The sequence below is a fragment of the Bacillus sp. FSL K6-3431 genome, assembly GCF_038002605.1.
Taxonomy (GTDB): Bacteria; Bacillota; Bacilli; order Bacillales; family Bacillaceae_C; genus Lederbergia.
The window spans coordinates 4,365,033-4,391,562 of sequence record NZ_JBBOCT010000001.1 but is presented as its reverse complement, the minus strand read 5'-3'; the positions used below and the strand labels follow the sequence as shown (position 1 = coordinate 4,391,562).

General features: G+C 35.9%; 26 protein-coding genes and 3 pseudogenes. 4 read left to right on the top strand and 25 right to left on the bottom strand.

Annotated features, from left to right (window positions below; translation table 11 throughout):
* The first annotated feature begins 368 nt into the window (after positions 1-368).
* Positions 369-818, top strand: a complete 450-nt coding sequence (locus MHB53_RS21145) for an SRPBCC family protein (RefSeq protein WP_340922123.1) — start codon at positions 369-371, stop codon at positions 816-818.
* Positions 819-1,709: 891 nt separating this feature from the next.
* Here the strand turns inward: MHB53_RS21145 and MHB53_RS21140 are convergent.
* From MHB53_RS21140 to MHB53_RS21120, 5 genes and pseudogenes are all read right to left on the bottom strand, one after another.
* Positions 1,710-2,561, bottom strand: coding sequence for an aldo/keto reductase (locus MHB53_RS21140; protein WP_340922121.1), 852 nt, complete (start codon positions 2,559-2,561; stop codon positions 1,710-1,712).
* A 366-nt stretch (positions 2,562-2,927) separates the two neighbouring features.
* Entirely contained in the window at positions 2,928-3,509 is a 582-nt protein-coding gene (locus tag MHB53_RS21135) for a sugar O-acetyltransferase (RefSeq protein ID WP_340922119.1), read from the bottom strand.
* Between the two features lie 35 nt (positions 3,510-3,544).
* Positions 3,545-4,636, bottom strand: coding sequence for a PQQ-dependent sugar dehydrogenase (locus MHB53_RS21130; protein ID WP_340922117.1), 1,092 nt, complete (start codon positions 4,634-4,636; stop codon positions 3,545-3,547).
* Positions 4,637-5,022: 386 nt separating this feature from the next.
* On the bottom strand, positions 5,023-5,745 hold the full coding sequence (locus tag MHB53_RS21125) for a RibD family protein (protein ID WP_340922115.1): 723 nt from the start codon (positions 5,743-5,745) through the stop codon (positions 5,023-5,025).
* Between the two features lie 68 nt (positions 5,746-5,813).
* Positions 5,814-6,230, bottom strand: a pseudogene (locus tag MHB53_RS21120) (zinc-binding dehydrogenase); the annotation flags it as partial.
* A gap of 105 nt (positions 6,231-6,335) precedes the next feature.
* Here MHB53_RS21120 and MHB53_RS21115 point away from each other — a divergent pair.
* Together MHB53_RS21115 and MHB53_RS26475 are read left to right on the top strand one after the other, a co-directional pair.
* The gene (locus tag MHB53_RS21115; protein WP_340922113.1) at positions 6,336-6,440 is read left to right on the top strand and encodes a LysR family transcriptional regulator; all 105 of its coding nucleotides are present in this window, start codon (positions 6,336-6,338) and stop codon (positions 6,438-6,440) included.
* 10 nt (positions 6,441-6,450) lie between these two features.
* The gene (locus tag MHB53_RS26475; RefSeq protein ID WP_445661538.1) at positions 6,451-6,540 is read left to right on the top strand and encodes an IS3 family transposase; all 90 of its coding nucleotides are present in this window, start codon (positions 6,451-6,453) and stop codon (positions 6,538-6,540) included.
* Between the two features lie 32 nt (positions 6,541-6,572).
* On the opposite strand, the gene MHB53_RS21110 is transcribed toward MHB53_RS26475, so the two are convergent.
* The 4 genes from MHB53_RS21110 to MHB53_RS21095 all read right to left on the bottom strand — a co-directional run bounded on the left by MHB53_RS21110 (position 6,573) and on the right by MHB53_RS21095 (position 8,947).
* On the bottom strand, positions 6,573-7,541 hold the full coding sequence (locus tag MHB53_RS21110) for a tRNA dihydrouridine synthase (protein ID WP_340924901.1): 969 nt from the start codon (positions 7,539-7,541) through the stop codon (positions 6,573-6,575).
* A 358-nt stretch (positions 7,542-7,899) separates the two neighbouring features.
* On the bottom strand, positions 7,900-8,112 hold the full coding sequence (locus MHB53_RS26470; RefSeq protein WP_445661464.1) for a hypothetical protein: 213 nt from the start codon (positions 8,110-8,112) through the stop codon (positions 7,900-7,902).
* Between the two features lie 94 nt (positions 8,113-8,206).
* Positions 8,207-8,623 (bottom strand): SRPBCC family protein, encoded by a 417-nt coding sequence (locus tag MHB53_RS21100; RefSeq protein ID WP_340924898.1) that lies wholly within the window; start codon positions 8,621-8,623, stop codon positions 8,207-8,209.
* Positions 8,624-8,947, bottom strand: coding sequence for an ArsR/SmtB family transcription factor (locus MHB53_RS21095; protein WP_340922110.1), 324 nt, complete (start codon positions 8,945-8,947; stop codon positions 8,624-8,626).
* A gap of 897 nt (positions 8,948-9,844) precedes the next feature.
* Between MHB53_RS21095 and MHB53_RS21090 the strand changes: the two genes are divergently transcribed.
* The gene (locus MHB53_RS21090; RefSeq protein ID WP_340922108.1) at positions 9,845-10,003 is read left to right on the top strand and encodes a hypothetical protein; all 159 of its coding nucleotides are present in this window, start codon (positions 9,845-9,847) and stop codon (positions 10,001-10,003) included.
* Between the two features lie 471 nt (positions 10,004-10,474).
* Here the strand turns inward: MHB53_RS21090 and MHB53_RS21085 are convergent, their stop codons facing one another.
* The 16 genes and pseudogenes from MHB53_RS21085 to MHB53_RS21010 all read right to left on the bottom strand — a co-directional run bounded on the left by MHB53_RS21085 (position 10,475) and on the right by MHB53_RS21010 (position 26,389).
* A complete protein-coding gene (locus tag MHB53_RS21085) occupies positions 10,475-10,987 on the bottom strand; it encodes an RNA polymerase sigma factor (RefSeq protein ID WP_340922106.1) in 513 nt (170 codons plus the stop codon).
* An 89-nt stretch (positions 10,988-11,076) separates the two neighbouring features.
* Complete coding sequence (locus MHB53_RS21080; RefSeq protein ID WP_340922104.1) at positions 11,077-12,294, bottom strand: hypothetical protein; 1,218 nt, start codon at positions 12,292-12,294, stop codon at positions 11,077-11,079.
* A gap of 15 nt (positions 12,295-12,309) precedes the next feature.
* A complete protein-coding gene (locus tag MHB53_RS21075) occupies positions 12,310-13,140 on the bottom strand; it encodes a hypothetical protein (RefSeq protein ID WP_340922102.1) in 831 nt (276 codons plus the stop codon).
* Positions 13,137-13,827: pseudogene (locus MHB53_RS21070) on the bottom strand (ABC transporter ATP-binding protein). Before MHB53_RS21070 ends, MHB53_RS21075 begins: the two are co-directional and overlap by 4 nt.
* A gap of 11 nt (positions 13,828-13,838) precedes the next feature.
* Entirely contained in the window at positions 13,839-14,213 is a 375-nt protein-coding gene (locus tag MHB53_RS21065; RefSeq protein WP_340922100.1) for a GntR family transcriptional regulator, read from the bottom strand.
* 362 nt (positions 14,214-14,575) lie between these two features.
* Positions 14,576-15,016 carry a hypothetical protein gene (locus MHB53_RS21060; protein WP_340922098.1) on the bottom strand — a complete coding sequence of 147 codons (441 nt, stop codon included), beginning with the start codon at positions 15,014-15,016 and terminating at the stop codon, positions 14,576-14,578.
* Positions 15,003-16,244, bottom strand: a complete 1,242-nt coding sequence (locus MHB53_RS21055) for a replicative DNA helicase (RefSeq protein ID WP_340922096.1) — start codon at positions 16,242-16,244, stop codon at positions 15,003-15,005. Before MHB53_RS21055 ends, MHB53_RS21060 begins: the two co-directional genes overlap by 14 nt.
* Position 16,245: 1 nt before the next feature.
* On the bottom strand, positions 16,246-17,118 hold the full coding sequence (locus tag MHB53_RS21050) for a DnaD domain-containing protein (RefSeq protein ID WP_340922094.1): 873 nt from the start codon (positions 17,116-17,118) through the stop codon (positions 16,246-16,248).
* Between the two features lie 532 nt (positions 17,119-17,650).
* On the bottom strand, positions 17,651-18,358 hold the full coding sequence (locus tag MHB53_RS21045; protein ID WP_340922093.1) for a M48 family metallopeptidase: 708 nt from the start codon (positions 18,356-18,358) through the stop codon (positions 17,651-17,653).
* Between the two features lie 10 nt (positions 18,359-18,368).
* Positions 18,369-18,485 (bottom strand): annotated as a pseudogene (locus MHB53_RS21040) (hypothetical protein); the annotation flags it as partial.
* 288 nt (positions 18,486-18,773) lie between these two features.
* Positions 18,774-21,107 (bottom strand): ABC transporter permease, encoded by a 2,334-nt coding sequence (locus MHB53_RS21035; RefSeq protein WP_340924895.1) that lies wholly within the window; start codon positions 21,105-21,107, stop codon positions 18,774-18,776.
* A gap of 10 nt (positions 21,108-21,117) precedes the next feature.
* Positions 21,118-21,879, bottom strand: coding sequence for an ABC transporter ATP-binding protein (locus tag MHB53_RS21030; RefSeq protein WP_340922091.1), 762 nt, complete (start codon positions 21,877-21,879; stop codon positions 21,118-21,120).
* 144 nt (positions 21,880-22,023) lie between these two features.
* Positions 22,024-23,289, bottom strand: coding sequence for a HAMP domain-containing sensor histidine kinase (locus MHB53_RS21025; RefSeq protein WP_340922089.1), 1,266 nt, complete (start codon positions 23,287-23,289; stop codon positions 22,024-22,026).
* Positions 23,286-23,975, bottom strand: coding sequence for a response regulator transcription factor (locus MHB53_RS21020; protein ID WP_340922087.1), 690 nt, complete (start codon positions 23,973-23,975; stop codon positions 23,286-23,288). Before MHB53_RS21020 ends, MHB53_RS21025 begins: the two co-directional genes overlap by 4 nt.
* A gap of 354 nt (positions 23,976-24,329) precedes the next feature.
* Positions 24,330-24,851: an LptM family lipoprotein gene (locus tag MHB53_RS21015; RefSeq protein WP_340922085.1), complete on the bottom strand. Its 522-nt coding sequence runs from the start codon at positions 24,849-24,851 to the stop codon at positions 24,330-24,332.
* Positions 24,852-25,432: 581 nt separating this feature from the next.
* Entirely contained in the window at positions 25,433-26,389 is a 957-nt protein-coding gene (locus MHB53_RS21010) for a patatin-like phospholipase family protein (RefSeq protein WP_340922083.1), read from the bottom strand.
* Between the last annotated feature and the right edge of the window lie 141 nt (positions 26,390-26,530).

Here is a 26,530-nt window from a genome sequence, read left to right as displayed (position 1 = left end):
ACATTATAAAAATTCCAATTATTAGCTTGTATTAGTTAACATAACGCCAGTTTTCGGAAATGAAAAAGGATCTTCAATTGAAAATCTTTTTTTATGTTATCTTACTGGGGTGCAGTCAGGAAAATGCGGATTTACAACGGTAAGAGTTTTGAGACAAGTCATATGAGACTTTAAGAGTCTACTCTATTGGAATTGTGAAGTGATACACTTAAACTAACGGTGCAGTTTAGTCCCAGATTATTTAACAAATTAATTCAATGGGCAAAAAAGAATAATGTTTATAGGAAAGGTAACCAGACAGAAATATTTGTTCCAATAAAAGTTAAAAAATTATAATGACCACTACTGACAACTGGAGGTACAAAACATTGTTAATAACAAATCAAACAGAGATACAAGCCCCTATTGAGGTAGTATTCTCTTACTTAGATGATAATGATAAACAAAAAGAATGGATGACAGGATTAGAAGGAACTGAGTATTTAACGAAGTTTGATATTAGTAATCCGGTTGGTGTTAAGTTTAAACAAAGGTTAAGAGAAGGAAACCGTATTCAAGAGTATGAAGGGCAAGTTACTGAATACAATAAAAATAATAGAATAAGTATTCAAATGAATCATCCTTCTTTCTTAATCAATGTTTCATATAACCTTCAAGAAATTAGTCCTAATTCCAGTATTCTTTATATTACAGAAGAAGTAACAGCTAAGACTGTTTCAGGAAAGATATTAAGTATCCTTTTTCGTGTATTTATGAAAAAAGGTTTAGAGAAACAAATGAAGGCATTGAAACAGTGCGCTGAAAAACGGGTGTGTTAGCTGAATAAGCTCAATTAAAAAAATCGATTCCTAACGTTGTAAGGGAATCGATTTTTTATTCTGTAATTTGCTTAACGTTGTAAATCCGCATTTTCCTGACGCTCCCCCTTTAAAAGCTCCTTTTTTCCGTTAAACATTCTTCTTCAGGCCACCTCCAACCCATACTATGACTAACCCCAAGCCACTTCCCCGCCTATTTTTCTGTTTTATAGTTCTTCCCAAAAACGCCCGATTTTCCCCAGAGATTAGGCCTCTGGATCGTATAGAATATTCGGCTATTGTAACTAAATTGGTACCTGAATAGAGAAAAGAATCAGAAGAAAAAGGCGAAAAAAGACAAGGAAAATCCTGAGGATTTAAAGAGTGTAATAACAACTGAATAGCAATTGGACACTGTATGAATCCATTCCCAACAAGGGATTGAACAACACCCGAACATGGAACAAAAAAGCCGAACCCATATTGGATCCAGCCTGAATTAGTATTAAAAAAATGATTTTAAAACCGATTGGATGATGTTTGCCCCCCGGATTCGTATTGAATTCCCTAGTTCTTCCACCCTTTTTTCGTTGCTCATGGGAGAACTTAATATCAGCGAGGAAGGACTTTTTAACGGGAGATAAGTATGCCGTCATATAAGCCTCAATTATCAATACTCATTCCATTTATCCGTTATCTTCTTAGAAGTGGTTTCAAATCCTGCGAATAAGCGAGCATTTACGAGGAATCGAATCTATCTAAGCGAATTTAAGTACAATTATTCACAATTTGAGATTTGTAAAACGATATCATATTGTTGTTTCTATTCAGAGTAAAAGCCGATGTTCCTGTAAGGAAATTGGCTTTTTCTTGATGAAGTAGTTCTTACATACTTTATTGGGAATCAAAAAGTTAAATCTCAAGTTTACGGGTACCGATCCATTTTACCATTTCAGGATCTCTATGAGAAAAGAACAGACTTTCTTTCGTGTCTAATGTAGCAATTTTCTCCGTATCTTCTTGGCTTAATTCAAAGTCAAAGATATTGAAGTTTTCAATGATTCTTTCCTTACGAACAGACTTCGGAATCGCAACGACTCCTTTTTGTGTCAACCATCGTAGAATTACCTGGGCAACGGATTTATTATACTTTTCGGCTATTGATACTAAAATTTCGTTCTGGAACATACTATTTTTTCCTTCAGCAAATGGTCCCCAGGACTCTATTTGCACATTGTTCCCTTTCATGAATTTTGCACTTTCAATTTGTTGATTGAAAGGATGTGTTTCGACCTGGTTTACCGCAGGAACAACTTCATTATGAATAATCAAATCAATCAGACGATCGTTCTGAAAGTTACTTACTCCAATTGCCCTGATCTTACCCTCACGATACAATTCCTCCATTGCACGCCAAGAACCATAGACATCACCGAATGGCTGATGAATTAAATACAAATCCAAATAATCCAATTGCAGTCTTTCCAGTGATCTTACAAATGCTTTCTTTGTGCTCTCATAACCAGCATCCTGAACCCAGAGTTTTGTAGTGATAAACAATTCCTCTCTTGCTACACCACTCCGCTTGATTGCTCTGCCGACCGCTTCTTCATTTAGATAAGAGGCAGCTGTATCAATAAGACGATAGCCTGCCATAATAGCTTCATAAACGACTTGTTCACATTCATTTTCATCTTGAATCTGAAAAACACCGAAGCCTAGTACAGGCATTTCAACACCATTGTTCAAAATTACTTTCTGCATATGAAATCCCCCTGTTTGCATATTTATCTTCACTCCTTTCTGATAGTAAAGAGTGGAAGAACGGCATATACTTATTATGCAACAAATAAAAATGAGATAGTTATCAAATTCGTCTTAAATCATTGCCTAATCCTCTCAATACCATGTATGAACCGTGTGAATATGTAGTAGATTTTACTAGCAAGAGAGTTTATATTATGTTTTGAAAAATAACACAGCAAGAAGAACTTGCTGACCTAATTGAGCATCATACTGATATATCTGTTTTTTCTTCCTCCCCAACCCAAATCCACGCCTTGCTAAAATGTATCTTATAGGATAGTTCGACCTCCTTAATTGTTTATTTTTTATCCAACGAAACCAAAATCACTTTAAATTATTATCAATTTTTTTCACAACTTTAGCTGGCACTCCTGCAACAACAGTATTTTCTGGGACATTCTTCGTGACAACTGCTCCTGCTGCAACAACAGAGTTGTCCCCAATTCTCACCCCAGGCAGTATTGTTGCGTTTGACCCAATCCATACATTTTCCCCAATTATAACTGGAGAGGGATATGTTGTGTTTCTTGTTTCTAAAGATAACCCGTGATTAAGTGTAGCAATCGTAACATTCATACCCATCATTGATCCATCTCCTATACTAATTCCACCTCTATCTTGGAAGGAACAGCCTGTGTTGAAAAACACATTCTTTCCTATCGTAATATTTTTTCCAAAGTCTGTATAAAATGGCGGAAAACACATAAAAGAAACATCAACTTTATTGCCTGTTAATTCACTAAAAATATCTACTATTTCTTCTCTGGAATGATAGGATGTATTCAATGCCATTGTTATCTTTTGGGCTTCATAACTACATTGGGTTAATAACCCATGTAATTCTTTATCCTCACCTGAAATCGGATTACCTTTCTTACAAAAATCTATAAAATCATTCATGTCCATTTTTAAAAATCACCTTTCTTTTATTGTTTATTAATTTAATTGGATTGGGAAAGTGAAATTCTGTATAACTTATCGTCATTTTTTTGAGGGTTTCCTCGGCCATCTGAATTATTGCTAATAAAATAAAGGTAATTACCTTCAATTAGTACATCTCGAATTCTGCCAAGACCCGTTATAACTTCACGGTATTCATTTGTTTCAAGGTCAAATTCTAAAACAGCAGTCCCTCTTAATGCTGCAACGTACAATTTACCATTATTATAATCGATTCCAGACGGTGCCCAAGTTGATTCATCTCCTGAAGTGAATATCGGTGGTACCATCCCATCTTGTTCCTCATAGCCTTCGATAATTGGCCAGCCGTAATTTTGACCGGCTTCTATTCTATTTATTTCATCATTTGCATCGTTTCCGTGCTCACTAGCATATAACGTTCTATCAGGTGACCAGGTAATTCCTTGAGGATTTCGATGACCATAACTATAGACGTATGAGTCTGAAAACGGGTTATCACTTGGTATAGATCCGTCAAGATTCATTCTTAGAATTTTACCACCTAATGAATCGAGATCTTGTGCTATTTCACCTTCAGAAGCATCCCCAGCTGTTGCATAAAGTTTCCCATCCGGTCCAATTTTAAGTCTTCCTCCATGATGGTAGGAACCACTTGGAATTTTATCGAGAAGCAAACTCTCTTCCCTCCAAACATTATCTTCCAAATGAAGTGTTATAATGCGATTAAATTGTCCTGAACTGTCTTCATACGTATAGTAGGCATAAGCTAAATTCAATTCCTCGAAGTTGGGAGCAAGCACAAATCCCAATAGCCCAGCTTCTGAAGCTGTTGCAATTTCTTTCTCGAGTTCTACACTTTGCCTATCCATTTCTCCATTTTCTATCTTTACGATGGATCCAGATCTTTCTGTCAGATAGAAAGTATTATTCATTTTTTCAATTGACCAAGGAACATCAAGATTTTCCGCAATCACTTCTAATTCATCATTTTCCTGCTGACTTGGTGGAGTGTTTTGCTCGTTATTGTTATGTACTGCATCTTGTTGTTTATTTGAAGAACATCCAACTAATAAGAGAATAAGCACCAAATATACACTAAAGATCTTTTTCAAAGCTAATCACCTTTCCTACTAAATATGGTAGGTCACAAATATCATATTATACTTTTTGTTAATTATCGTTTTCATAGATTTATTACATTTACTTTTCCACTATTTATTTCAACTTACAATTTGAGTTAACTCTAGGTAACAGTATTAATAAACTATATTTTTCAAATAATTAAAATATAAAAGGTGCCCCAAAGCTGGGCTTTTAAGACACCATAAAATTATCATAAAAACTGACATAAATCAAAATTGTACTTATGTCAATCACGAATCGATACTTCACATCGGAAACTGCCCGACTTTATGTAGAATCACTTCACCAATCAAATAGTAAGATTGAAAAGTTTCTCCTAAAGTATCTTGTGGAAAAATATTTTCTCCATTGTGTTTTACTTCTTTTTTACAGAATAGCGAATCCATAATGTACTGTGTTCCAATTTTTCAACGGATTCAAGTTGAAAAGCTGTTTCTTTCATGCTGGAATATGGTTCTTTTGCGACGAAGAATCGGTGGCCGTCCGGATCACCATTTGCGATAGGGGCCAAGATAACGCTGACTTCATCAGCCAGTCCATTTTGAATGAAAGACCAGTTGATCGTTCCGCCTCCTCCAACCATCATTCGCTTGATATGGAAGAGGTTGTAGAACTTGTCCAACATCACTTCATAATCAATTTGATCTTTGCCAGCAATAATATATGATATCTTTTTCTTTCTAAGGAAATCTTTATAGGCGGTTGACGCTTGCTCCGTTAAGACTTCTACAATGTGAGAAGGGACACCGCCATAGCCAAAGGTATTCTCTTCAAAGGCTAATTCTCCTCGTGCATCTATGGATAAATAATACATGGGAGCATCGGGGTCTGCGACATAATCCCCTTCAGGAACGGAGTCTGCGCTTTCATCTAACTCCGGTTCCTTGTAATGCGTAATATTGTCTTCTGTTGTCGTTTTACCGTTCAGATAGCCTTGTATTTCAAACTGTTGTTTTTCAGGGTCCAGTGAAAGTTCTTGATATTGTCGACTCGCTTCTTCAAATTCTCGCAAATTCATAATATCCAGATTGCCATCGATGGACGTATGTGTGTGTATAATAACATAAGGTTTGTTCATCCCTGATCCTCCTTATTTTTTTTAAGTGCAGCAATCGCAAAACATTTAGATTATATCGCTTACGCAATTCACATTGTGCTTATGTCGATCACAAATCGATATTTTATATCTGAAGCTAAAACTCTTTCGTAGGCTTCGTCGATCTGATCGGCTGAAATAACTTCAATATTAGGGATAATGTTATGTTTAGCGCAGAAATCCAACATTTCCTGGGTCTCATGGATACCACCAATCATCGAAGCTGCGAATGAACGTCGCTGACTGCTAAGTGAGAATACTTTTACCGACAATGGTTCTGCAGGTGCACCAACGTTTACTAGAGTACCATTCAGTGTTAGCAGTGAGAAATAAGCATTGATGTCAATTTTTGCACTTACTGTGTTTATAATTAAGTCAAAGTTGCCAGCAAGTTTATTAAATGTTTCTGAATCATTTGTCGCATAGTAGTGTTCTGCACCGAATTGTAATCCTTTGTTATTTATTTTAGCGTGCTTTTCATTAATATAGCAAATACCTATATCTTATTTAAAGATATGCCCGATAGGCATTTTAAAAACATATATACTAAACATTATATAGGGGTGTGTTAAATGGAATTTAGAGTTTTGCGATATTTTCTTACGGTTGCAAGAGATGGAAGCATTACAGGGGCTGCATGGCATCCATTTGGGTACTATCAATTTTGCAATTCATAACCTAATATAGATAACTATAAATAACAAACGTATAAAACAAAAATTGGCGGGAATGAGTCCGGTTCAATACCGTATTCACACCAGCCAATCAACTGCTTAAAATACACTTTAACTTTTGGAGATCACATCAGTTTAACGTACCACTTCACTTTTAAAGTTATCGAGCAATGCACGCACTTCATCTGTTGACTCTGTGCTCATCAATTCATTTCTTAATTCACCCGCTCCTCGAAATCCGCGGACATATATCTTAAAAAAGCGGCGAAGAGGTCTGAATGGACGTGGCTCTAATTTTGAATATTTATCAAAGAGATCCAACTGCAACCTTAAGAGATCTAAAAATTCCTTACTGCTATGTTCTTTCGGCTCCTTTTCAAAGGCAAATGGATTTTGAAAAATGCCACGCCCAATCATAATTCCATCAACACCGTATTGATGAGCAAGCTCCAAGCCAGTTTGGCGGTCAGGAATGTCCCCATTGATTGTCAAAAGTGTATCTGGTGCCAAATGATCACGAAGTTCCTTAATTGCCGGAATCAATTCCCAATGAGCATCTACTTTGCTCATTTCCCTTTTTGTACGCAGATGAATAGAAAGATTAGCTATATCTTGTTTCAATATATGTGTTATCCAGTCATGCCATTCGTCTACATCCGTGTAACCAAGCCTTGTCTTCACACTTACAGGCAAACCCCCTGCTTTTGCAGCTTGTATGAGATCTGCCGCAACTTCTGGACGACGGATAAGACCGCATCCCTTCCCTTTTGATGCCACATTAGGTACAGGACAGCCCATATTGATATCCACTCCCCTAAACCCGAGTTTTGCCATACCAATACTCATTTGTCGAAAGTATTCGGGCTTATCCCCCCATATATGAGCTACCATTGGTTGTTCATCTTCTGTAAAAGTCAAACGCCCACGCACACTATTGATCCCCTCTGGGTGACAATAACTCTCCGTGTTTGTAAACTCTGTAAAAAATACATCAGGTCTACCTGCTTCACTCACTACATGACGAAAAACAACATCCGTCACATCTTCCATTGGTGCCAGTACAAAAAACGGTCGTGGTAAATCACGCCAAAAATTATCTTTCATATTCAAATTCGAACCCTCTCATTATGGGACACCAGGTCAAACCCTTGTCCCTAAAATAAAAAGCAAAGATATCCCTGCTTCTTTTATACTTATACCATGCTTAAGCACTTTTTATCAAACTGATCGGAAAAGTTTACTTTAATTAGGAATTGATTATTTTTGTTAGACACTTCCTGTTTATTAAAAATTTACTTTGACTTCCCCTTCCACTCAAACCCGATTTCCAGCCAGGTTAAAATAAAGTTTTCCGACCGAACTCCCATTTTGGACAAACTTTGATTCGAAAATTCTCGTTTCCAGCTTGTTTTTCACACGTTTTTTCACCGTTTTTTCGGAATTGGAATAAAGTTCTCCGAAATTATAAAGAAGAGAAATTAGAGAAAAGGCAAAAGGGAATAGATGGATTAATATAGGGTGGTATTGGATTATTTATTGGTATAAAAACTGAGTAGGTTAGATCTTTCTCTTTTTCAAATAGAAAGGTATAAACATCTTCTGATTCCTTGTAGCTCTCTAAAAATAATAAATCCCTTTTTTTAAATATAGATAATGTATCTTGAAAAAAACTCATTTCCCAGTCTCCTTTTTAAAATTAGCTTTATGTACGAAGAAAACAACGGCTCAGTAAATCAAGCCGTTGTTATTACAAATGTTCAGGTTTGTTCTTACATTTCCCCTAGCACTTTTTCGAGTTGACCACCCATCACCGTCCAACTGTATTTAGCTCCTTCAATGGCTCCCTTGGTTGCTTTTGTTGCTTCACTAAAACCTGTTTGTTCAAAATGCAGATGGGTAGCTCCATCAGAATCTTCTTTCAAAGTCCATGTAATAGTAGTAGTTTCTCCAGCACTTGCCCAAATATAAGATAATTTATTAGGCTCCTCTACTTCAAGGACTTCACCATTAACAATTCCATCCCACCATTCATTTGGCTCAGATCGGAATTGAAACTTTTGTCCGACAACTGGTTTAAAGTCATTTTTCCATATCCATTTTGCAAGGGTGTCCGAATCTGTTAATGCGTTCCATACCTTATTGATTGAACTTGAAAACTGAAAATCTAATGTTACGTCTGCCATAATCTATTCCTCCGATAATATTTTTTTTAAAAGTACTACTTTATCGTTCCAAAATTTCTCGTAAAAGGATACCCAATCTTTAACTTCCCTTAATGGGATTGGATTTATTCGATACCTTGTTTCTTTACCAACTTTTCGGTCAACAACTAATCCAGCTTCTTTAAGAATAGCCAAATGTTTAGAAACAGCGGTACGTCCCATTTGAAATTGAGCGGTTAATTTGAAAAGAGGTAACTCTTCCGACTCTGCCAACAAACGTAGCAATTTACGCCTTGTGGGGTCAGCGATGGCTACATAAACATCACGCTCTTGTTTCTTCTCTTTCAAAATCCCCCCTCCTTGTAAATACGACACCAATTGGTAGCCTTATTATAAGACACCCATTGGTGTCCCGTCAATATTATTGTTAATATAATGGCATAAGCCTTATTTCACCTATCATTAATTATATAGTCGCCTTCGCTTCCCCTCAGTTTTAACACTAGCCATTTACATCGGTCAAGCCTAGCACTATTAAAGCGCTTCAACTAAAGTTTGTGAAAATATCCGTACTTTACATGGCTCAATTTTCAATTGCGAATACAGTGTACAAGATTCGAATAAAAATACATATGCCCGTTGATGCCCCGTTTTAGGGGTTTTCTTATCTCTATTTTTAGCTGGAGAAATTTGAACAAGATTTTGCACATTCCGAAATAAGATAAAAAAAATAGCACATTATTTCAGGCTTTCTGGATTAAAGTGAAAAAGGGCGCCTGGTATAAAGTGCTCGTTTACAGCATTAGTACTGTACTCAGGGTATACCGAACGTTTTTTTGTAAACAATAAGATTGTTGAACATGAATAGACTCTCGGAATTTTGAGGAGTAAATCTGCCCAATTTCCAAAAACCTACTGGGAATTAAGCTTTATTGAATATTTGGTATTCGTTTTCAAACTTTTTTCAAATAAAAACATGCCAAAGAAGCGGAGAAGGTCGATTATCATTTAGAGGCTGGAAACCATCGTTCTACGATGATATGGTGTCCGTACGGTGGTAGGCGGACGCGTTGTATGTAGATTGTTTATCTCGTTCAATACAGAATAGGCAATTCTACTAATAAAAAGTGAACTATTCCCCTATTAAAAGTAGGAGGAGACATAAAAAAATGGCACAAGAAAACCTTGTACCATCTGACTCGGTGAATGCCGAGAGTCTATTATGAAAAATTAAGGAGGACTTGTATGCAACAAGATAAACAAGCTCAAAAAAACTTAAGTTCTAGTATGAAACCAGGATTTGCCGGAACTGATGCTGAAAAGGTAAAACAAGAAATTCAGAAGGATATAAGTGAAGGACAAGGTGCAATGACTTCCCGAGAGGCAGGAGCAATGCGAGATTAAAAAACCACTCCTAGTGGTTTTTTATTTTTATATTTCAAAATTACACACTGTACATCTCTCATTTCAATTTGATGAAGAAGCTGCAAATTTAATTTAAGAATGTAAGAATATCTTTGTTCACGTCGTTAATGTCCTTGCCTAATGTCATTAAATGTTTAGAGTTCGGATACCCCTTTATTGTTTTTTGATTCGTCGCAACGCTTTAAAAGATTGCACTCTCTTTATACAACGGTTCATCTAATTCACCATATAATATACTAATTGGTGACGTCAAAAGTCTAATTTATCCATCGTTAAATCAATTAGCTGTTGAAACTCAACTAATGAATAGATAGACATATTTTGAAGACATTTCATTTCTCAATTTATTTGTTCTTCATTTTCCCCTTTAAGTTGTTTGTATCCTTTTCCCTAATAAGAAAGACACCCAAAATGGGTGCCTAATCATCACCTATCATATTCCGTTCATCTTTACGCTAATAACTCATCTTTCTGATATACTTTCTTTAACAAACGTTTTCCCCTAAGAAGTTTATTTTTAACAAAAGAAATATCTTTACACAACATATAGCTAATTTCTTTATAAGAATAGTTACTAAAGTAATATAGGGATAATGTTTGTTTGTAATCGTTCGGCAGAGAATTAATATGTTGGTAAAGTCTTTCTCTTTCCAATTTATCAAGCAATTCACTTTCAACTGATTTCCTGTTGGAAAATAGACATTCTTCTAGGTTATCCATTAAAATAGTAGATCTAAAAACTTTACTGCGCAAATAGTCAATACATTGATTACAAGTAATTTTATATAGCCAAGTCTTTATATTTGATTTTTCCTTGAAAGAATTCAATTTCAAAAAAACCTTCAAATATACTTCTTGCATAATATCATCTACTACTATCCAATCTCGTACATATCTAAATGCTAAATAACGCAACTCCATTTCATAATTGGTTATAATTCGTTCAATTTCATTTTCCCTCATTTTCTCCACCTTATTATATTCATATACCAATACTAGCTATTAATATATGCTTGTAAGAGTCCTTTTGATTTTAATCTTTGCGCTCTTTATTAAACATCCTCTATTTCGTTAATATATAAGCGATAATCCTTTTGTTCTGGCCCTGGATTTTTCACTTTTAGTTTTCCTTCATATAAGGATTCACCTGTTTTTAAATCACCTATAAAAAGTGAGTGCCCATTCTTTATTGAACGAATGATATATACTTTACCATTCATTAATTGAACAAAAGGTGTATCCTCACCACTCTTTGCAGGTAATAAATCAAATGTTAGTTTTTTTCCCCACTTCCTCTTTTCAATATCATACTGGTTCACTTCTAAACCACTCGCTGACTGAGATGGAATAAAAATCGTAGAATCATAGATTGCAGACGAATCTATATCACCTGACAAATCATCTGGTGTAATGAATATTTCTAATTGGTTATCTTCCAAATTGTAGATGGAGACCTCATTTGTCACTACATCTGGACCAGCATCGGAATGTTCTGCGACTTCTCCCTCACCTTGCATATCTCTATCTTCATAAGCATCTAATTTAATCAAAAGATATTTTTCTGGTTGAATCGAATAAAAGTGATTAATAATCCTTACATCTGACCAGCCATTCTCTACAGTTGGCTTAGATACAATCAATTCATTATCGATTAACTTTTGTCCCTCTATGTCAAATGTGTATACATATAACCCAACTTCATCTGCAACTTGTTCTCGTGTAAAGACCTTTAATTTACCATCAATAACTTGGACCTCCACTACATCTGTCCAACTGTTGTTTTTGTCTTTTGGTTTATCTAACTGGATTGAAGTAGTTTCTCCTGATTTTTTATTTAAAACCTCAATATCAAAAGAGGAATTTCTACGTGATTCATAAAAAACATCCCTACTAATATTGGCATATACTAATAGACTTTCATCTTCATAAAAGTAACTAGGCAGTAATTCTTTACTGCGCATAAAACTTCTGTGTTTTTCTATTAATTCTTTAAAAACGGGTACAGTTTTCTCCCTTATCAATTGTTGAAGCGGGGATTGATTTTCTAGATTGAAAGTTCCTTTACTTGAGATTTGTAAAGTTTGATACATATAATCAAATTCATAACTAGCGTATAAAGATAAATTTTCCACTTCATCTTCATTACCACTTACCCTTTCAAATTCAATTTGTATATCGTCATTTCCAGCCAAACTAGATTGTATATAAAAAATGCCAATCCCAATAACCGTAATGATACAAAGGGTAATGATTTTCCAATATCGTTTCATTCTTTTGACCTCCCATCAAACCCTTACTTTATTTTTTATAAGGAAATTGCCCGTCCAAATCGCACCAGCGAGTACAATGAAAGCTGTCCCTAATTCTATAAAAAATAACTCGAGTGGATAAAAATAATAATTTAGTATTAAATCATCGACTAACATTGGAACCAAAAGGATAAATAGAGAAACAGCAATATAGAGAATGCCATAGAACACCCCTTTCAAACGAAAAGCACGTTCAAACATGATCGCCGTGAAAATAATAGATACAGCCGCGATGCCAGCACTATAATAAAGCATAAATTCAATAAAGTTTTCCGGAAACAGCATCGCCAAATATTGGATGCTAGTAATTTCCTTTACAGAGAGATCGGTTCGGAACTCACTTGGAACCATCCACTGTAATACTTGACTTTCAACTGGTATTAGTAATAGTTGGATAGCAACCATACCTAAAATACATAGGAAAATCATTGTAGCCTTTGCTAAATAAATATGAAGGCGTGCTGTTGGTAACATGAACAAACGATAACTAAATGTATTTTTCCCAAGCCAATCACGATACCAAATAAAAAAGATATAAATAAGTAATATAACACCACAAACTACAATCGGGCCCATAAACCAAGCTGTTTGCGAAATATTAAAAAAAGACATTGTCCCATATTGTTCTATAAAATCGCCCTTTGGAATTAATTCCTCGTATATTAGTTTATTTGCTCGATTTAAATATTGTTGTGATTCAAAAATAACGCCAATCATTTGTATAAGGATCGTCATTCCAATTAAAACGAGATATAGTTTAAAGAAACGATTAAACTCGAAATTGACTAACTTCAAATAACGTTTCATGCTTTATACACCTCTCTCATGACATCAATTACAGATTTCCCTTCGTTCTCCCTAACTTCTTCTGCGTCGAATTCCTTTAAAACTACGCCATTATCTAGTAAAACTACTTTATCAATCAGATGTTCGATGTCATTAATTTCATGTGTCGTGATGATGACACCACGGTCTTCAATTAAATGACTCGTAAAAACATCTGCAATTTGCTCACGACTAAATATATCGATACCAGAAAAAGGCTCATCCATTAAGACATAATCAACATCCATTGCGAGCCCAAGTAAAAAGGTTCACTTTTGCGGTATTACCTTTCGATAATTCAGAAATCTTTTCCGATTCTTTTAGTCTAAAAAACTGAAGCAGTTCATTGGCACGTTTTTGATTCCAACAGTCGTAAAAGTCTGCCATAAAAGTAAAAGCATCGCGTATTTTCATTTGCGGCAACATCGTTATTGCATCCGGTATAAACGTAATTTTTTCATAACTCCCTTTATGGATCTTTTTACCGTCAATAAGGATTTCTCCACTATTAATGGGGGTTAATGCCATAATCGCTTTCATTATCGTTGTTTTCCCAACACCATTAATGCCAATTAAACAAGTAATTCTGCCCTTTTCTGCGGTAAATGAAACTCCATTTAAAACTTTCTTCTTACCAAACTTTTTTGTTACCCCTTTTACTTCAATCATATAAATCCCCCCTATACATTACTTTCCTTTTCATACTCTTTCTTCACTAAATTCAACGCCTCGTTTAAGGATACATTGATTGTCCTTACGGAATGAACGAAAGCATCAACTGCCTCTAAAATCAATTCCTCTCGTACCATTTTTAATACTTGCTCATCCTTAGTAATGTGACTAGATACATTTCTTTCCGTAAAAATCAACCCTTGTTCCTCCATTTCTTTATACGCCCGCTGCGCAGTATTGGGATTAATCTTTAGCTGACTGGCTAATTCCCTTCTAGATGGAATCTCTTGACCAGGTGCAAAAACACCCGTGGCAATTTGTTCTTTAAAATGCCGAATCACTTGTATATATACAGGATCCCTATTATTAAACTTCACATCCATCGTTCCACCTCCTAAAAAACACTTATTGTATTAAGGGGTTAATACAGTATAAGTAAAAAAATTTCTTTCATAAAACAATTGTCTGTATTAGGTAGTTAATACACATCACCTAAAAAAATAGGGATAAAATAAACTTGCGAAACCAAAAACTGTATTAATCATATAATACACCTTATGTTTGTATTATATGATTAATACACATCCAATGTCAATAACAAAAACAAATAGATGAATATGAGAAGAATAGATGTCTATTATGTCCGCTGCCATTTCAATGGTAGCGAATATAATTCGATTTTTCATGATAGAGAGGATGAACCCCCTATAGGGATTGCCTCCCATCTGGAAGACGCAAATGTACTCTATACAGCATAAGACCATAATGATAAATAATACCCAACCAAACAAGGAAATCCGCTTTGTTCCTTTTTCCATTCACGGAAATGGAGGAAGCGATTGCCGATCCATACCTCTTGATCTGGAGAAAGTTCACGGCAACTCAACGGTTTTCGTCGTATTGTCTTCCACAAATGGTTTTTCGCTTCCTCAGAACTTTTGGCGAAAATAAAAGCCCATTTTCGATTCGTCACTCTCACTGTGTACATATTAATCTCGCAAATACCGAGGAAATTTTTTTCAATCATTTCTGTTAGTCTAGCTGGATCTGGTTGTACTTTAGATAAAACGGAATCATTATCATCCCAGGAAATTTTTCCCTCTTGAGATAAGCAAAAGATGGTATGAGCAAGGAATGTTTCCTCATAGCGAATCGCATCTTCAAAAAGAGTTTTAATCGATGGCATCTGTAACTCTCCCTGTATATTGATTATAGTCGACGAAAACAGTTCCAACTGGTCCATTGCGATTTTTGGAAATAATCAACTCAAGCTGTTTCTGGTCAGAGGTTTTATCATAGTATGTATCACGATAAAGAAAAATAATGACATCGGCATCTTGCTCGACACTCCCTGATTCACGGATGTCCGACATGAGGGGACGTTTATTTTGCCTTTGCTCCACCGCTCGATTTAATTGTGCAAGTAAAAGTACGGGGCAGTTCATTTCCTTGGCGAGCATTTTCAGACTCTTAGAAATTTCAGTCACTTGTAAATGCATATTTCCACCATAATCTTTTTCCGCTCGGATTAACGTTAAATAGTCAATCATAATGACCGGTTTTTGATCAGGAAATTGATGAGTCAACTTTCTCACTTTCGCCCGCATCTCAGCAATCGTTTGCCCAGCACCGTCAAAAATTTGCATACATGTCTCGGATACACGCCCGATCATCTTTGGCCATTCCTCCTTCTGCTCTAAACTAAGATTTCGAAACGGGTTGCGTAATTTGATGCGATTGATACCGCCTGTAGATGCAATTAATCTTTGAACCAAACTTCGATGGGGCATCTCCAGAGAAAAAACAATCGGAAGATAACGGTCCCAGCCCGCCTCTTTCGCAAAATGGAGCATTACGTCTGTTTTTCCCATCGATGGCCTTGCAGCAAGGACCGTCAACTCCCCTGCTTGAAACCCGTTCGTCATTTGATCTAAGCCTTGAATCCCCGTAGGAATCCCTTTCGTTTCCTTCCCTTCTTGCCATGGTGCTTCGTAAATTTCAGCTAATGCCGTTGTAATCGACAAATGATCATCCATTCTCGCTGCATCAATGTGCTGTAAAGCTTGAATCACTTGCTGGATTCCCCAATTTTCCTCTCTTGCTCGCGTTAAAATATTTCGCTTTTCCCGTTCTTTCCATTGGTCCAGAAGAAGTTGCTCATAATCATCAAATTTCTTCGGATTGGCATATGATTGTAAATCATAAAGATAAGAGATTCCTCCGAATGGCTCCATATCCACCATTGTTGTGAGCGTAACGATGTCAACACTCCTACCTTTTTCATGCAAAAGTCGCATTTTTCGATAGAGTGCTTGGTGACGCAGGTCTTCAAAATGCTCAGGCCGCACCACGCTATCAGAGATGTAAAAATTCTCTCTTAACATACAGCCAAGTAACGCCTTTTCGACGGCCATGTCAAGCCTCCCCTTCTGATGGATTATGTTGATAAATGCTCGGTACATTGGTGCTCGTTTCCGTCACGACCTGAACCTTTTTCCGATGCTCAAACTCCTTCTCCAACGCCCATACATCCTCCAATGATTTCACTTGTTCCCCGCGCCATCTTTTTAAAATCCCATATGTATATCTCCAATTTCGTTTGCCGAATGATAAAGATATTTTCATCGCCTCCATCACAAGAGATTCCCCGAATTCGTCTACTGTATCTCCAATTTCCTCTGTGATAAATGGAGAGAGCACTCCAAAATTTTGTTGATAAAAATCAATGACCTTATCATGACCACACCGATTATTCAGTAGTTGTTTTTCTTTTTCTTTTTCTTTTTCTTTTTCTTTTTCTTTTTCTTTTTCTTTTTGTCCACGTATCGTGAACGTATCGCCTAAACCGTCCGACACGCTAAAAGAAGAACCCGCATACGACTCATACATTTTTCTCATTTTGCCGTTTCGAATTTGTTCTCCTACATAGCGAATAAGACTTAGGTCTTTTACATTTTCTAACTCACTCCGTACGCAATCTTCCACCGGTTTTCCCCCGCGGATAAAATTGAACTTTCCCCAATTTTTAATTGCGATCTCCCTCGTTTCAGGATTATATGTCACAAGTTTATGCTTATTGATCAAGCGCTCAAAAATACTTTGTATCGTTTCCAGCGAATACCCTGTATCAAAAGCCATTTGCTTCTTCGTAATCGTGTAGATTCCAATTTGCCTCGTATTTTTATTTGTTAATAAATAAAGAAAAACATACTTATCCTCTGGTGTCATTTCCTCAACCATCTTCGGATCTTCCCAAAATTGAGTGTAAACCACGCGATACTTTGCCATCGTCCCTCTCCTTTTCCCAAGACTTTTTCCAAAAAATCGACTCATCTTCTATATATTGATAAGGTCAAAAAAAGGACACCCTGTTTTTAAGAAAAGCGCAAGGCGCCCGCCTATCAGCGACAAGCAAATGTGCTGAGCCAAAAAGACGCTCTTTGCCTTTCTTTGGCTTAGCTTATTTGACATTCGACCTCGAGTCGGTGGCGCCTGGAGCTAGACAAAGTGAAAAAGAAGGTGCCTAGAGGAGCGATGACAATATTCAGAGTGCCGGAACCTAGCACAAAGAGGCCATGCTTCTGTCAGCATGACCTCTTTCGTAAAACATCGTATTAACAGAAAGAAAAAAACATGAGAAAAGACGCTAGATTAATCTTGGATAGTTCTTCGATCTGTTTTGAATAGTCTCCCAGTATGTGAAATCTCTCGCTAGGGTTCCTAGATTTAATTACACATAGACGACCTTTTTCGGTTTCATGGCAACGATGGTCGACTTCAGGAACAATTTTGCCCCTGACAAGACACAGGGATGGTTCTGCTATATAGTCATTTTCCAACTTGATAATGCTAACCAATTTTCCTTTTCTTTATAGTCTGGCATTATTTTTCCAACAAGTCGCCAAAAGGAGCGGTCATGGTTCAGATGAACCATATGGCACATTTCGTGAACGACTACATAATCAATTACCTCTCGTGGTGCCATTGCTAGTCTCCAATTGAAGGTTAAATGTAGGTTTGAATCACAGGTTCCCCATGTCGTTTTGCTGTCGGAGATACGAATAGAACGTGGTTTTATTTTGAAATTACTTTGATAGGAGGACACGCTCTTCTCCACTAAAGCCTTGCACCTCTGGTAATAAAATCGTTTCAAAGTTTGTTTTATTTTTGCAGGATCAGACTGCTTTACATAAATGTGAAGCTTACCTTCTTCAAACACTACATGTTCTTTCGTTATATTGATATCTTGGAAAATCTGTATCGGATAATTTTTTCCTAAAAGAAGAAAACTCTCACCGTACTCATAGACCTTTTTCTGTGGTCCTAGCAGCCTATCCTTTATTTCTTTTAATGTACGCTGGATAAGATCCCATTTTTCTTCTAATAACTGAATCACAATATTATGAGGTGTCCCTTTTGGTACCTGAACTGCAACAGTTCCATATCCATCTATTGTAACACCTATAGATGTACGTTTTTTGTAATAAATCTCAAAATGAATTGTCTCACCTAAGTAGGTATGTATCATGTCATCACCTTTAAAAATCTTTATGCATTATTTGACGCCCAAACCTTTTAAGAATCTCCTGGGTATTTATCTCTGACATTTCCTTGTTTTTTATTTCCAGTGCATATCTTAGTCGAAGGAATATATCGTTATTATCACAATAGACCCTCTACAAAAAATCAGTGCCTGTCCTCTGTCGTAATAAATGCACCGACCATTTGATTCATCTAATTCTACTTCGTTTTAAGTCGAATTTCAAAAAAGTAAACAGCAACTCCCGAAGAGTTCGTATATTTATAGCTTTATCCTAATTTTGAGTATCCCTAAAATCCCGACTATTTCCTGACTCCCGCTAACAATAAAACCCTTGAAAATGCCGTCCATACGATATTTTCAAGGGTTCCATTCTATTAAGTTCCAAGTTCATCGATTCATTTTATTCAGTAATTAATCCATAAGCAGAAATTTTTTTAATTCTTCGAGATACGAGCATTGAGACAATGTAGGATAATATAAGGATACCTCCACAAATCATTAGAATAGTTGGGAAATGAATGATAAAATCCAAACGTTTAACACCTGCACTTGATAGTAATACGGAAAGCATTGGATTAGTAAAATAAAGCCCTAGCACACCACCAATTGTAACACCTGTAATAATCACAGGTAGAAAACTGATGGATATTTGATTCATTAGTTGAATCGTTGAATATCCTATTGCTTTCATTACACCAAACTCTTTCTTACGCTTAATAATCATCGTTTTAATGACTAAATATAGAATCATTACAACAACCAGAATAGTAATGGTCAAAACCATTACCATAACAGCAAATACTGCAGCTGTATACATACTAGTTTGACTTTCTATGTTTTCATCAATATCTAATGTTTCAACTATATAATTCCCGTGCTGTTCCTGAACATTCTTGATAAAGTCTTTGTTCGATATTCCGTCAAGATATACATAAAGGGTAGCTCCTTTATAATCTGATTGTAATTGCTGCATGCCTTCCATTGTTAATGAGGCTATCTGTCCTAAATTACCAATAGATTGACTGAGGCCAGTTACTAAATAACTTATTGTTTCAGTCCCATATTCTACTTCAACCGTATCACCAATTCCTTTATTAATTTGACTTGATACTACCCATGAGATGGATATTTCATTTTCATACTTTGGCTGACGCCCTTCATAAACGATATTATTCTCTAACTGGTTATAATGATCAGTAACGTTCGTATATACGATTTGACTATCAATATTTGTATTAATTAAGTCAAATATATTCACTTTCCTCACATGGTCCATTTGTTCAATATTACTCAGAAGGTCTCTTATATCTGCATCTGACTTAACAGCTATATACACATTTGCCGGTTCTGATCCGAATAAGTTAACAAATGCGGTTTTATCGGAAGCAATATTGTAATATAGCACTACCGAAAAGACTGTGGCAAAAGTTAACGCCATAATAATTAAAACAATCATTATATTTTGTTTCGCATTTGCCAGCATTGATTTAATAGCAAGTAAAAAATGAAGATCACCTTTCGCTTTCTCCAAAGGAATACGATTTTTTCTAAAACTATGTGTTTGAATCCCTCCACGAAGTGCCACAACAGGTAGGATTTTTCGTACACGGAGGGCCGATAATAATGTTACGAGTACCACACAAATCGTCACAAAGAAAATACTGATTAAGTTAACGATCATATCAAAGCTTTGAAGCCATATTAAGCCGGATAAGGTTGAAATGATACCTCCAATCAAAGGCATTAGAGCATATGACAATGCAATTCCTACTATGCTTCCACATAAAGCAATCAAGATATACTGCAGAATAATGGATGAAAGAATTTGCCTACTTGTATAGCCAATTGATTTCAGCACTCCTATATTCGCCATTCCATCTTCAATATTATTTGAAACACGGAACTTAATGACAATTAGAGAAACAAGCACAATAATTGCTGCAAAAGCTACTAATATTGTAGCTATGATGTTAATTGTCAATGTGTTCACGTTTTTCACCAGTTCAAAATTCAAACCCCAAATGTTTAAAGTCGTTTCCTCACCTTGAGATTCCTTTACATTCTGAATAAAATCATTTTCTAACTTCGAAGATTGTGTTTTGTCTTCCATCACTGCGGATATGATCAACCCTTTTGATTGATTGTCTAGTTCAGCTGCTAATGTTTGATAGGAAGTCTCTGGTAACATAAATTTCATAACTCCGATGTTATTAGTACCCATCATTGTTGTTTCTAAGAATCCAGCAATTCGATATTCATAGTCCTTTTTTTGATAGTGAATCGTAAAGTCATCACCTAATTCATACCCCCCATTTGTTTTAAAACTATAAGGCACAAAAATATCATTGGTACTCGATGTATTTAGCTTTTCAATCAATTTTAACGGCCCAATATTACGATTAGCATCCGCATTAAAAATAACAACACTGTTCGTTAATTCGCCATTACCAAAATTAAAATTAATGCTTATATTGATAACCTCTTCTGTTTCTGTCTCTTTTACCCCAGAATAGTTTGCCAAAAAATCTTCATAAGTCGGATGATAACTTGCTTGATCCATTACAATCGTTACATGAGGATCGTTTAATTGTTCAGCTTTCTGATCAAAAAATGTACTTAGTTGAGTAATGACCATTAGGCCAATATTAAGAAGTAGTGCGGCTACCACAATGAATATAAATAAAGAAACAGTAGCAGATTTACTTTTTCTAATATTCGCCATAGCTAGGTTCATAATCTTCACCTTACCACCCCATTTCTGCAAGGAAATCCCTTAGCTTTTCATGGCGTTCGATATTCTCATTTTCATTGTAAGTTCCTAGCTGTAAGTCACCGCAAATTACACCATCTCGCAAATATAGAACTCGGTTTCCTCGCAATGCTGTTTTAATATCATGAGTGACCAAAACAATACTTTGTCCATTACTGTTTACATTTGTGAATACATCTAAAACACTATTACCAGTAGCTGAGTTTAATGCACCAGTTGGTTCATCTGCAAACAATACTTTCGGACTATTAATGATGGCTCTAATAATCCCAACTCGCTGGGCCTCACCACCAGAAAGCTGGGTTGGAAATTTAGACCATGCGTTTTCATTGATCCCTACTTGAATTAATAGTTCTTTCGCCTTTTTGCCGAGTTTGCGCTTATTTTTATTTACTAATAGACCACTTGCAAGCACATTATCTAGTGCGCTCATATTGTCTAGTAAATAAATTTGTTGGAATACAAAGCCACAATTATTCCTTCTAAAAATTGCCAGTTGATCGTTGTTTAATTTAGCTAATTTTTTCCCAGCAAAATCTATTTCACCTAATGTCGGTTTATCCATACCACTAATTGCGTAAAGTAGCGTGGATTTCCCAGATCCCGAACTACCCATTATGATGGTAAAATCCCCTTCTACTAAACTGATATCTAGATTTTTTAAAACATGTTGTTGGATTCCACCGCTTGAAAAGGTTTTACACAGCTTTTCCGTTCTAATAATTATTTTTGTCATAATTGATTAGCACTCTCCTTTTATTGAACTAACCTCTCCTATATTCGACCTATAAAAAAAAGACCGTAATGAAGATTACAGTCTTATCATACAAAATCAATTCTTATTAAATCTTTGTGTAATTCTTAATTACTTCTTAAATATTTAAGAAAGTTTGATTTTTAGAACTACTGTAAAACCATCTTTTCGGTTGTAACAGTTGATTTGCCCTTCCATATTTTCCATGAAGTATTTCGAAATATATAGACCAAGGCCTGAACCATTCTTGCCTTCGACATTTCCTCCTCGATAATATTTATTGAATAATAGAGGTAATTCTTCTTCACTAATTCCTAATCCGTAGTCAATAATGTGGAGTTCAAGATATCCCTGATTGATCCCGGACTTGATAGTAACATTAGTTCCTGCATATTTATATGAATTACTTATAATATTATCTATTACCTGCTGCATACGTAGGGGATCCGTCATAATAATACAAGGTGGAATGGAAGCATAGACGATTTTGTTATCATAATTGACATTCTCAATCATATCAACAAGTACTTCGCTCGATACTTCGGTTATCGTTAATTTTAACTGTTGAAGTTCTTCTAAAGTAGCGTGAAACATATCCGTAACGAGTAAGTCAATTTGCTCCGCTTTCGAATTAATCGTATTTACTTGCTTGATTGTCTTTTCAGATTTTGCCTGTATAAGCATTAATTCACTAACCGCTTTGATTGAAGCGACAGGTGTCTTAATATCATGACTTAATGTGGCTACTAGCTCCTTCTTACTACGGTTGGATTCATACTCTCTTTGACGTGCACACTCTAGTTCTTCACGCAATAAATCAAAACTTTCTGTGAATGCACCAAAGTAATTGTTCTTGCCCATATTTAAAGGAATATCAAAATTACCTCTAGCCACATTCGCTGCGAAATTTTGAAGCTGCTTAAATGGTTTCAATAACGTTCTGTAAATATAGAGGATATATAGAATGCTAACAATCATTAATAGACCAAATATCAAACTTATGGATGTAACCAGTTCACTTTTCATTTGATGCATGATGTCTTGATCGTTATTGCGGATAATTATTTTCCCTACAATCTCTTTATTTTGCTTCAGATCTATAAGTGTATCTCTATTTTTTATAGCATCATTCAAATTAGTAAAATGATTGCCTGGTGTTTGATAAATCACGACTCCCAAGTGATCTATAATAGAAAATGATTGCTTTAGATCGCCGTTATGAAAAGTTTCTTCACTAACTTGTCCCCAATTTCTTTCTACAGTTTTAACCACATCATTTATGGCCACAAGATCTATTTCCGAAATGTTCTTACTCTTAATAACCATTATGGAAAGGACAATTCCAACGCTAAAAACAACCAGAATCAACACAATTAACCATTTTATTTTCATTCGTTAACATCCTCTAGCACATATCCTGTTCCCCATACTGTTTTTATAAATTGCGGTTCCCTTGGATTACTTTCAATTTTCTCACGTAAATGCCGAATATGTACATTTAGGGTCCCATCCCCAACAAAAGAATCGCCCCATACATTTTGAAACAATTCATCTTTTGTGATGATTCGATTTTTATTTTTCGCCATATAAGTCAGAAGTTTATATTCCATCGTTTTTAAGTGAATGACAACACCATTTACTCGTACACGATGAAGCTTTGCATCAATCTGGACCTGTCCGAATTTTAAAACTTCTTGTAGGTTACTAGAACCACTGCCATATCTTTTGAGTACTGCTTTTACTTTTGCTAGTAGAATACTTAGTGTATATGGCTTTTGTATGTAATCATCGCCACCTATGTTAAGCGCAATTAGAACGTCGTCATCGCTGGAACGTGCACTGATAAATAGAATCGGAATCTGCATTGTTTTACGCAATTTTTTACATAAATCAAACCCAGAAGAATCCCCAAGATTTATATCAAGAAGAATCAATGATGGTTCATGTTCCTCCAAAAAACGTTCGCACTCCTCCGCATTTGTCACAAATGCCGTTTTGACTTCAAACATATTAAAATATTCACAAGTTGTTTCAGCTAAAGCAACCTCATCATCAACAATCAAACAATCTAATTTCATCGTAAAACTCCTAGAAAAAGATTATCCTAGTTTGTTAACTGGATATTTATAGTATACATTAGAATTGATAAGCACGTGCAAATTTTGGAAATTATGTATTTTCAACAAATGTAATGGAGAAAAGGCATTGATCTGAACGCTAATAATCTCGGGTTCCTATTAGAAGAAACCCGAGAGATTATTGATCCAGAACCACAGTAATCTGAAATGTTTATTTTAATTGGACAATCATGTACAACCAAAATAAACTCTTCCGAACCCCACCCCGATAGCGCCCAAATAAAGGCTATGATTTTTAAATAGGCAACAAGCTAATGAGGTATTTCATAATTATACAGGTCAAAAGGTCAATGATTAATTTACTTCTTTAAAACTGTCGGTCAAATTCGTATATTCGTCTTTATATTCATCCCATTTGCTTTTAAGCGTCCAAGCCATCAATTGACCATAATGTGTAGGTGTTTCGATAACGGTGACTAAATAAACAATATTTAAATTGTCTACAACACCTTCAAGCGTGTATTGTAGCGCCTTATTACCATTAATCGTAACTTCCTTTACATCTCCTTGATTAGGAGTATCTAATGAAGAAATGAATGGTTCGGTAACAATATCATAATACGCTTGTAGTGAAAAATCCGTGAAATCCTCTTTTGATTCGAGTAGTGCCATGAAATATTTCTCTTTTCTAGGATTATAAATTTGAAGGTCAGCCTCTGGATTTAGCGTGCCGTTTGCATCTTTCCAACTAGTAGAGGCACTTACCTGATAATTGTTGTCTTCACTTTTAAAAACTGTTAAGTTGTCTTCCCCACCACATGCTGCAAGGATAGCAACCATAGAAATAGCTAATACAAATATTAATATCTTTTTCATTGTTAATTGACTCTCTCCCTTGATTCATTATGTAACTTCAACCACTGCCAATACTAAATATTTCGCATTGAATAACCTTGTGAAAAAATAGCCCCTTACTATACTACGGTAATTATCACTGAATTACTAGATTGCGGAGTGAATATTTACAAAAGTCACTAAAATCGCGTGCGACAAGAGCGAGACATTTTGCGCGACAATCAATAGGCGATCTTTGCTAAAACCTATCCAAACATTTAACACCTGCATTTGATAGTAATACGGAAAGCATAGGATTAGTGAAATAAAGCCCTAGCACGCCACCAATTGTAACACCTGTAATGATCATACAATCTGATTTGGAAATATACTTCTCTTCATCAAATACATAGAATTGAATGAATTGGATTAGTTGGAACGCCGTATGAGGTGAAAGTCTCACGTACGGTGTGAACAGGGGGAAAAGGGAGCGATAACTTCAAACCCTTACCTATCTGTATGAAGAAGCACTGAGTGAATAAATAAAAACAGTCAGTTTAGCTGTTTTTATAAAAAATCCAAATGCTTTTAAAAAAATAATCAGATTTATGGGGATAGTTATATTAATTCCAGTTTTTCTCTATAAATTGAATAGCATTTTGTAAATTTGTTTTGTTAGCGATTGAAATGACAGCGGGAACCACAGTAGGGTCCGTTTTGGAGAAATTAGGGATCCGTGGGTTTAATCGAAAAAAACGATTTCCTAGAAGCTGAGAACTGACCATGGATTCATAGTAACCGGATCCACTAGCGACAATCTGAAGAAATGGCAGTAAAGGTTCATTGGGCGATCGGTCCAAAAGAACTCCCCAGTTTGGGGGAAGGTTCTTCATATTTTCGGGGCGTTTGTTATCTGCACTCACCATCCCCCACCCCTCCGTATCTCTTCTTAATTGAGTCGGCTCTTCACCTGTTCCAATGGATAATACCGCAATTTGATCCAACGGCTGTTTGGCTTTCCCCACTGCAAACGCGATACTTGCTGTACTGGGGTTAGTTGTTACTGTATACCCATCCACGTAGTTTTGATAGGCTCTTTGCGTCGCGGGAGCACCACTGCTCCGTAGTATTACATCACTCGCTTTCTCATTTAAATAGGGAGAGCCACGAAAGTTGTGAAATAACACAGGAGTCCAACGATTTAGCTCCGGTGAGAATAAATGAAATGCAGGGACAACAATTCGTCTTTTTAAGTCTTTGAGGAGAAGATCTGGTGGAAAAAATGTTCGTACTGCTTCAATGAAACCAGAATATGGTAATTGCTGGTTAAAAACAGGTCCACCTGGTCGAGAGATACTGAATGCCGGTAGGATTTTATCCTTAAAAAACTGGAGTGTCTCCTTCGGCGATCTTCCGCTTGCTAACGCAAGGGCAGTAAATGAACCGATTGAATTTCCCGAAAAAACATTGGTTCGACTAATTAATTTTGGGTTTCGCCTAGCCAGTCTGTTCAAAAGTTGTAAACTTAAAGCACCTAAGGTACCGCCTCCATCAAAGGACATGATCCGATATTTAGTCAAAGTTGATTTCCCCTTTCTAATCTGATCACAATGCAGTTAAATTTACTAGGTCATGTGGCATGTTGTTTCTTCTGCACATTATCATTCAGTATATGTTTATTTCGTGTCTTGCATGAATATGAATACCTCTTTTACCCAAAA

Coding starts and splice junctions, on each gene's coding strand:
- MHB53_RS21140 (WP_340922121.1), bottom strand. CDS start 2,561: ATGCAGAAAGTAATTTTGAACAATGGTGTTGAAATGCCTGTACTAGGC.
- MHB53_RS21135 (WP_340922119.1), bottom strand. CDS start 3,509: ATGGACATGAATGATTTTATAGATTTTTGTAAGAAAGGTAATCCGATT.
- MHB53_RS21125 (WP_340922115.1), bottom strand. CDS start 5,745: ATGAACAAACCTTATGTTATTATACACACACATACGTCCATCGATGGC.
- MHB53_RS21115 (WP_340922113.1), top strand. CDS start 6,336: ATGGAATTTAGAGTTTTGCGATATTTTCTTACGGTTGCAAGAGATGGA.
- MHB53_RS21110 (WP_340924901.1), bottom strand. CDS start 7,541: ATGAAAGATAATTTTTGGCGTGATTTACCACGACCGTTTTTTGTACTG.
- MHB53_RS26470 (WP_445661464.1), bottom strand. CDS start 8,112: ATGAGTTTTTTTCAAGATACATTATCTATATTTAAAAAAAGGGATTTA.
- MHB53_RS21090 (WP_340922108.1), top strand. CDS start 9,845: ATGCAACAAGATAAACAAGCTCAAAAAAACTTAAGTTCTAGTATGAAA.
- MHB53_RS21085 (WP_340922106.1), bottom strand. CDS start 10,987: ATGAGGGAAAATGAAATTGAACGAATTATAACCAATTATGAAATGGAG.
- MHB53_RS21080 (WP_340922104.1), bottom strand. CDS start 12,294: ATGAAACGATATTGGAAAATCATTACCCTTTGTATCATTACGGTTATT.
- MHB53_RS21075 (WP_340922102.1), bottom strand. CDS start 13,140: ATGAAACGTTATTTGAAGTTAGTCAATTTCGAGTTTAATCGTTTCTTT.
- MHB53_RS21065 (WP_340922100.1), bottom strand. CDS start 14,213: ATGGATGTGAAGTTTAATAATAGGGATCCTGTATATATACAAGTGATT.
- MHB53_RS21060 (WP_340922098.1), bottom strand. CDS start 15,016: ATGCCATCGATTAAAACTCTTTTTGAAGATGCGATTCGCTATGAGGAA.
- MHB53_RS21055 (WP_340922096.1), bottom strand. CDS start 16,244: ATGGCCGTCGAAAAGGCGTTACTTGGCTGTATGTTAAGAGAGAATTTT.
- MHB53_RS21050 (WP_340922094.1), bottom strand. CDS start 17,118: ATGGCAAAGTATCGCGTGGTTTACACTCAATTTTGGGAAGATCCGAAG.
- MHB53_RS21045 (WP_340922093.1), bottom strand. CDS start 18,358: ATGATACATACCTACTTAGGTGAGACAATTCATTTTGAGATTTATTAC.
- MHB53_RS21035 (WP_340924895.1), bottom strand. CDS start 21,107: ATGAACCTAGCTATGGCGAATATTAGAAAAAGTAAATCTGCTACTGTT.
- MHB53_RS21030 (WP_340922091.1), bottom strand. CDS start 21,879: ATGACAAAAATAATTATTAGAACGGAAAAGCTGTGTAAAACCTTTTCA.
- MHB53_RS21025 (WP_340922089.1), bottom strand. CDS start 23,289: ATGAAAATAAAATGGTTAATTGTGTTGATTCTGGTTGTTTTTAGCGTT.
- MHB53_RS21020 (WP_340922087.1), bottom strand. CDS start 23,975: ATGAAATTAGATTGTTTGATTGTTGATGATGAGGTTGCTTTAGCTGAA.
- MHB53_RS21015 (WP_340922085.1), bottom strand. CDS start 24,851: ATGAAAAAGATATTAATATTTGTATTAGCTATTTCTATGGTTGCTATC.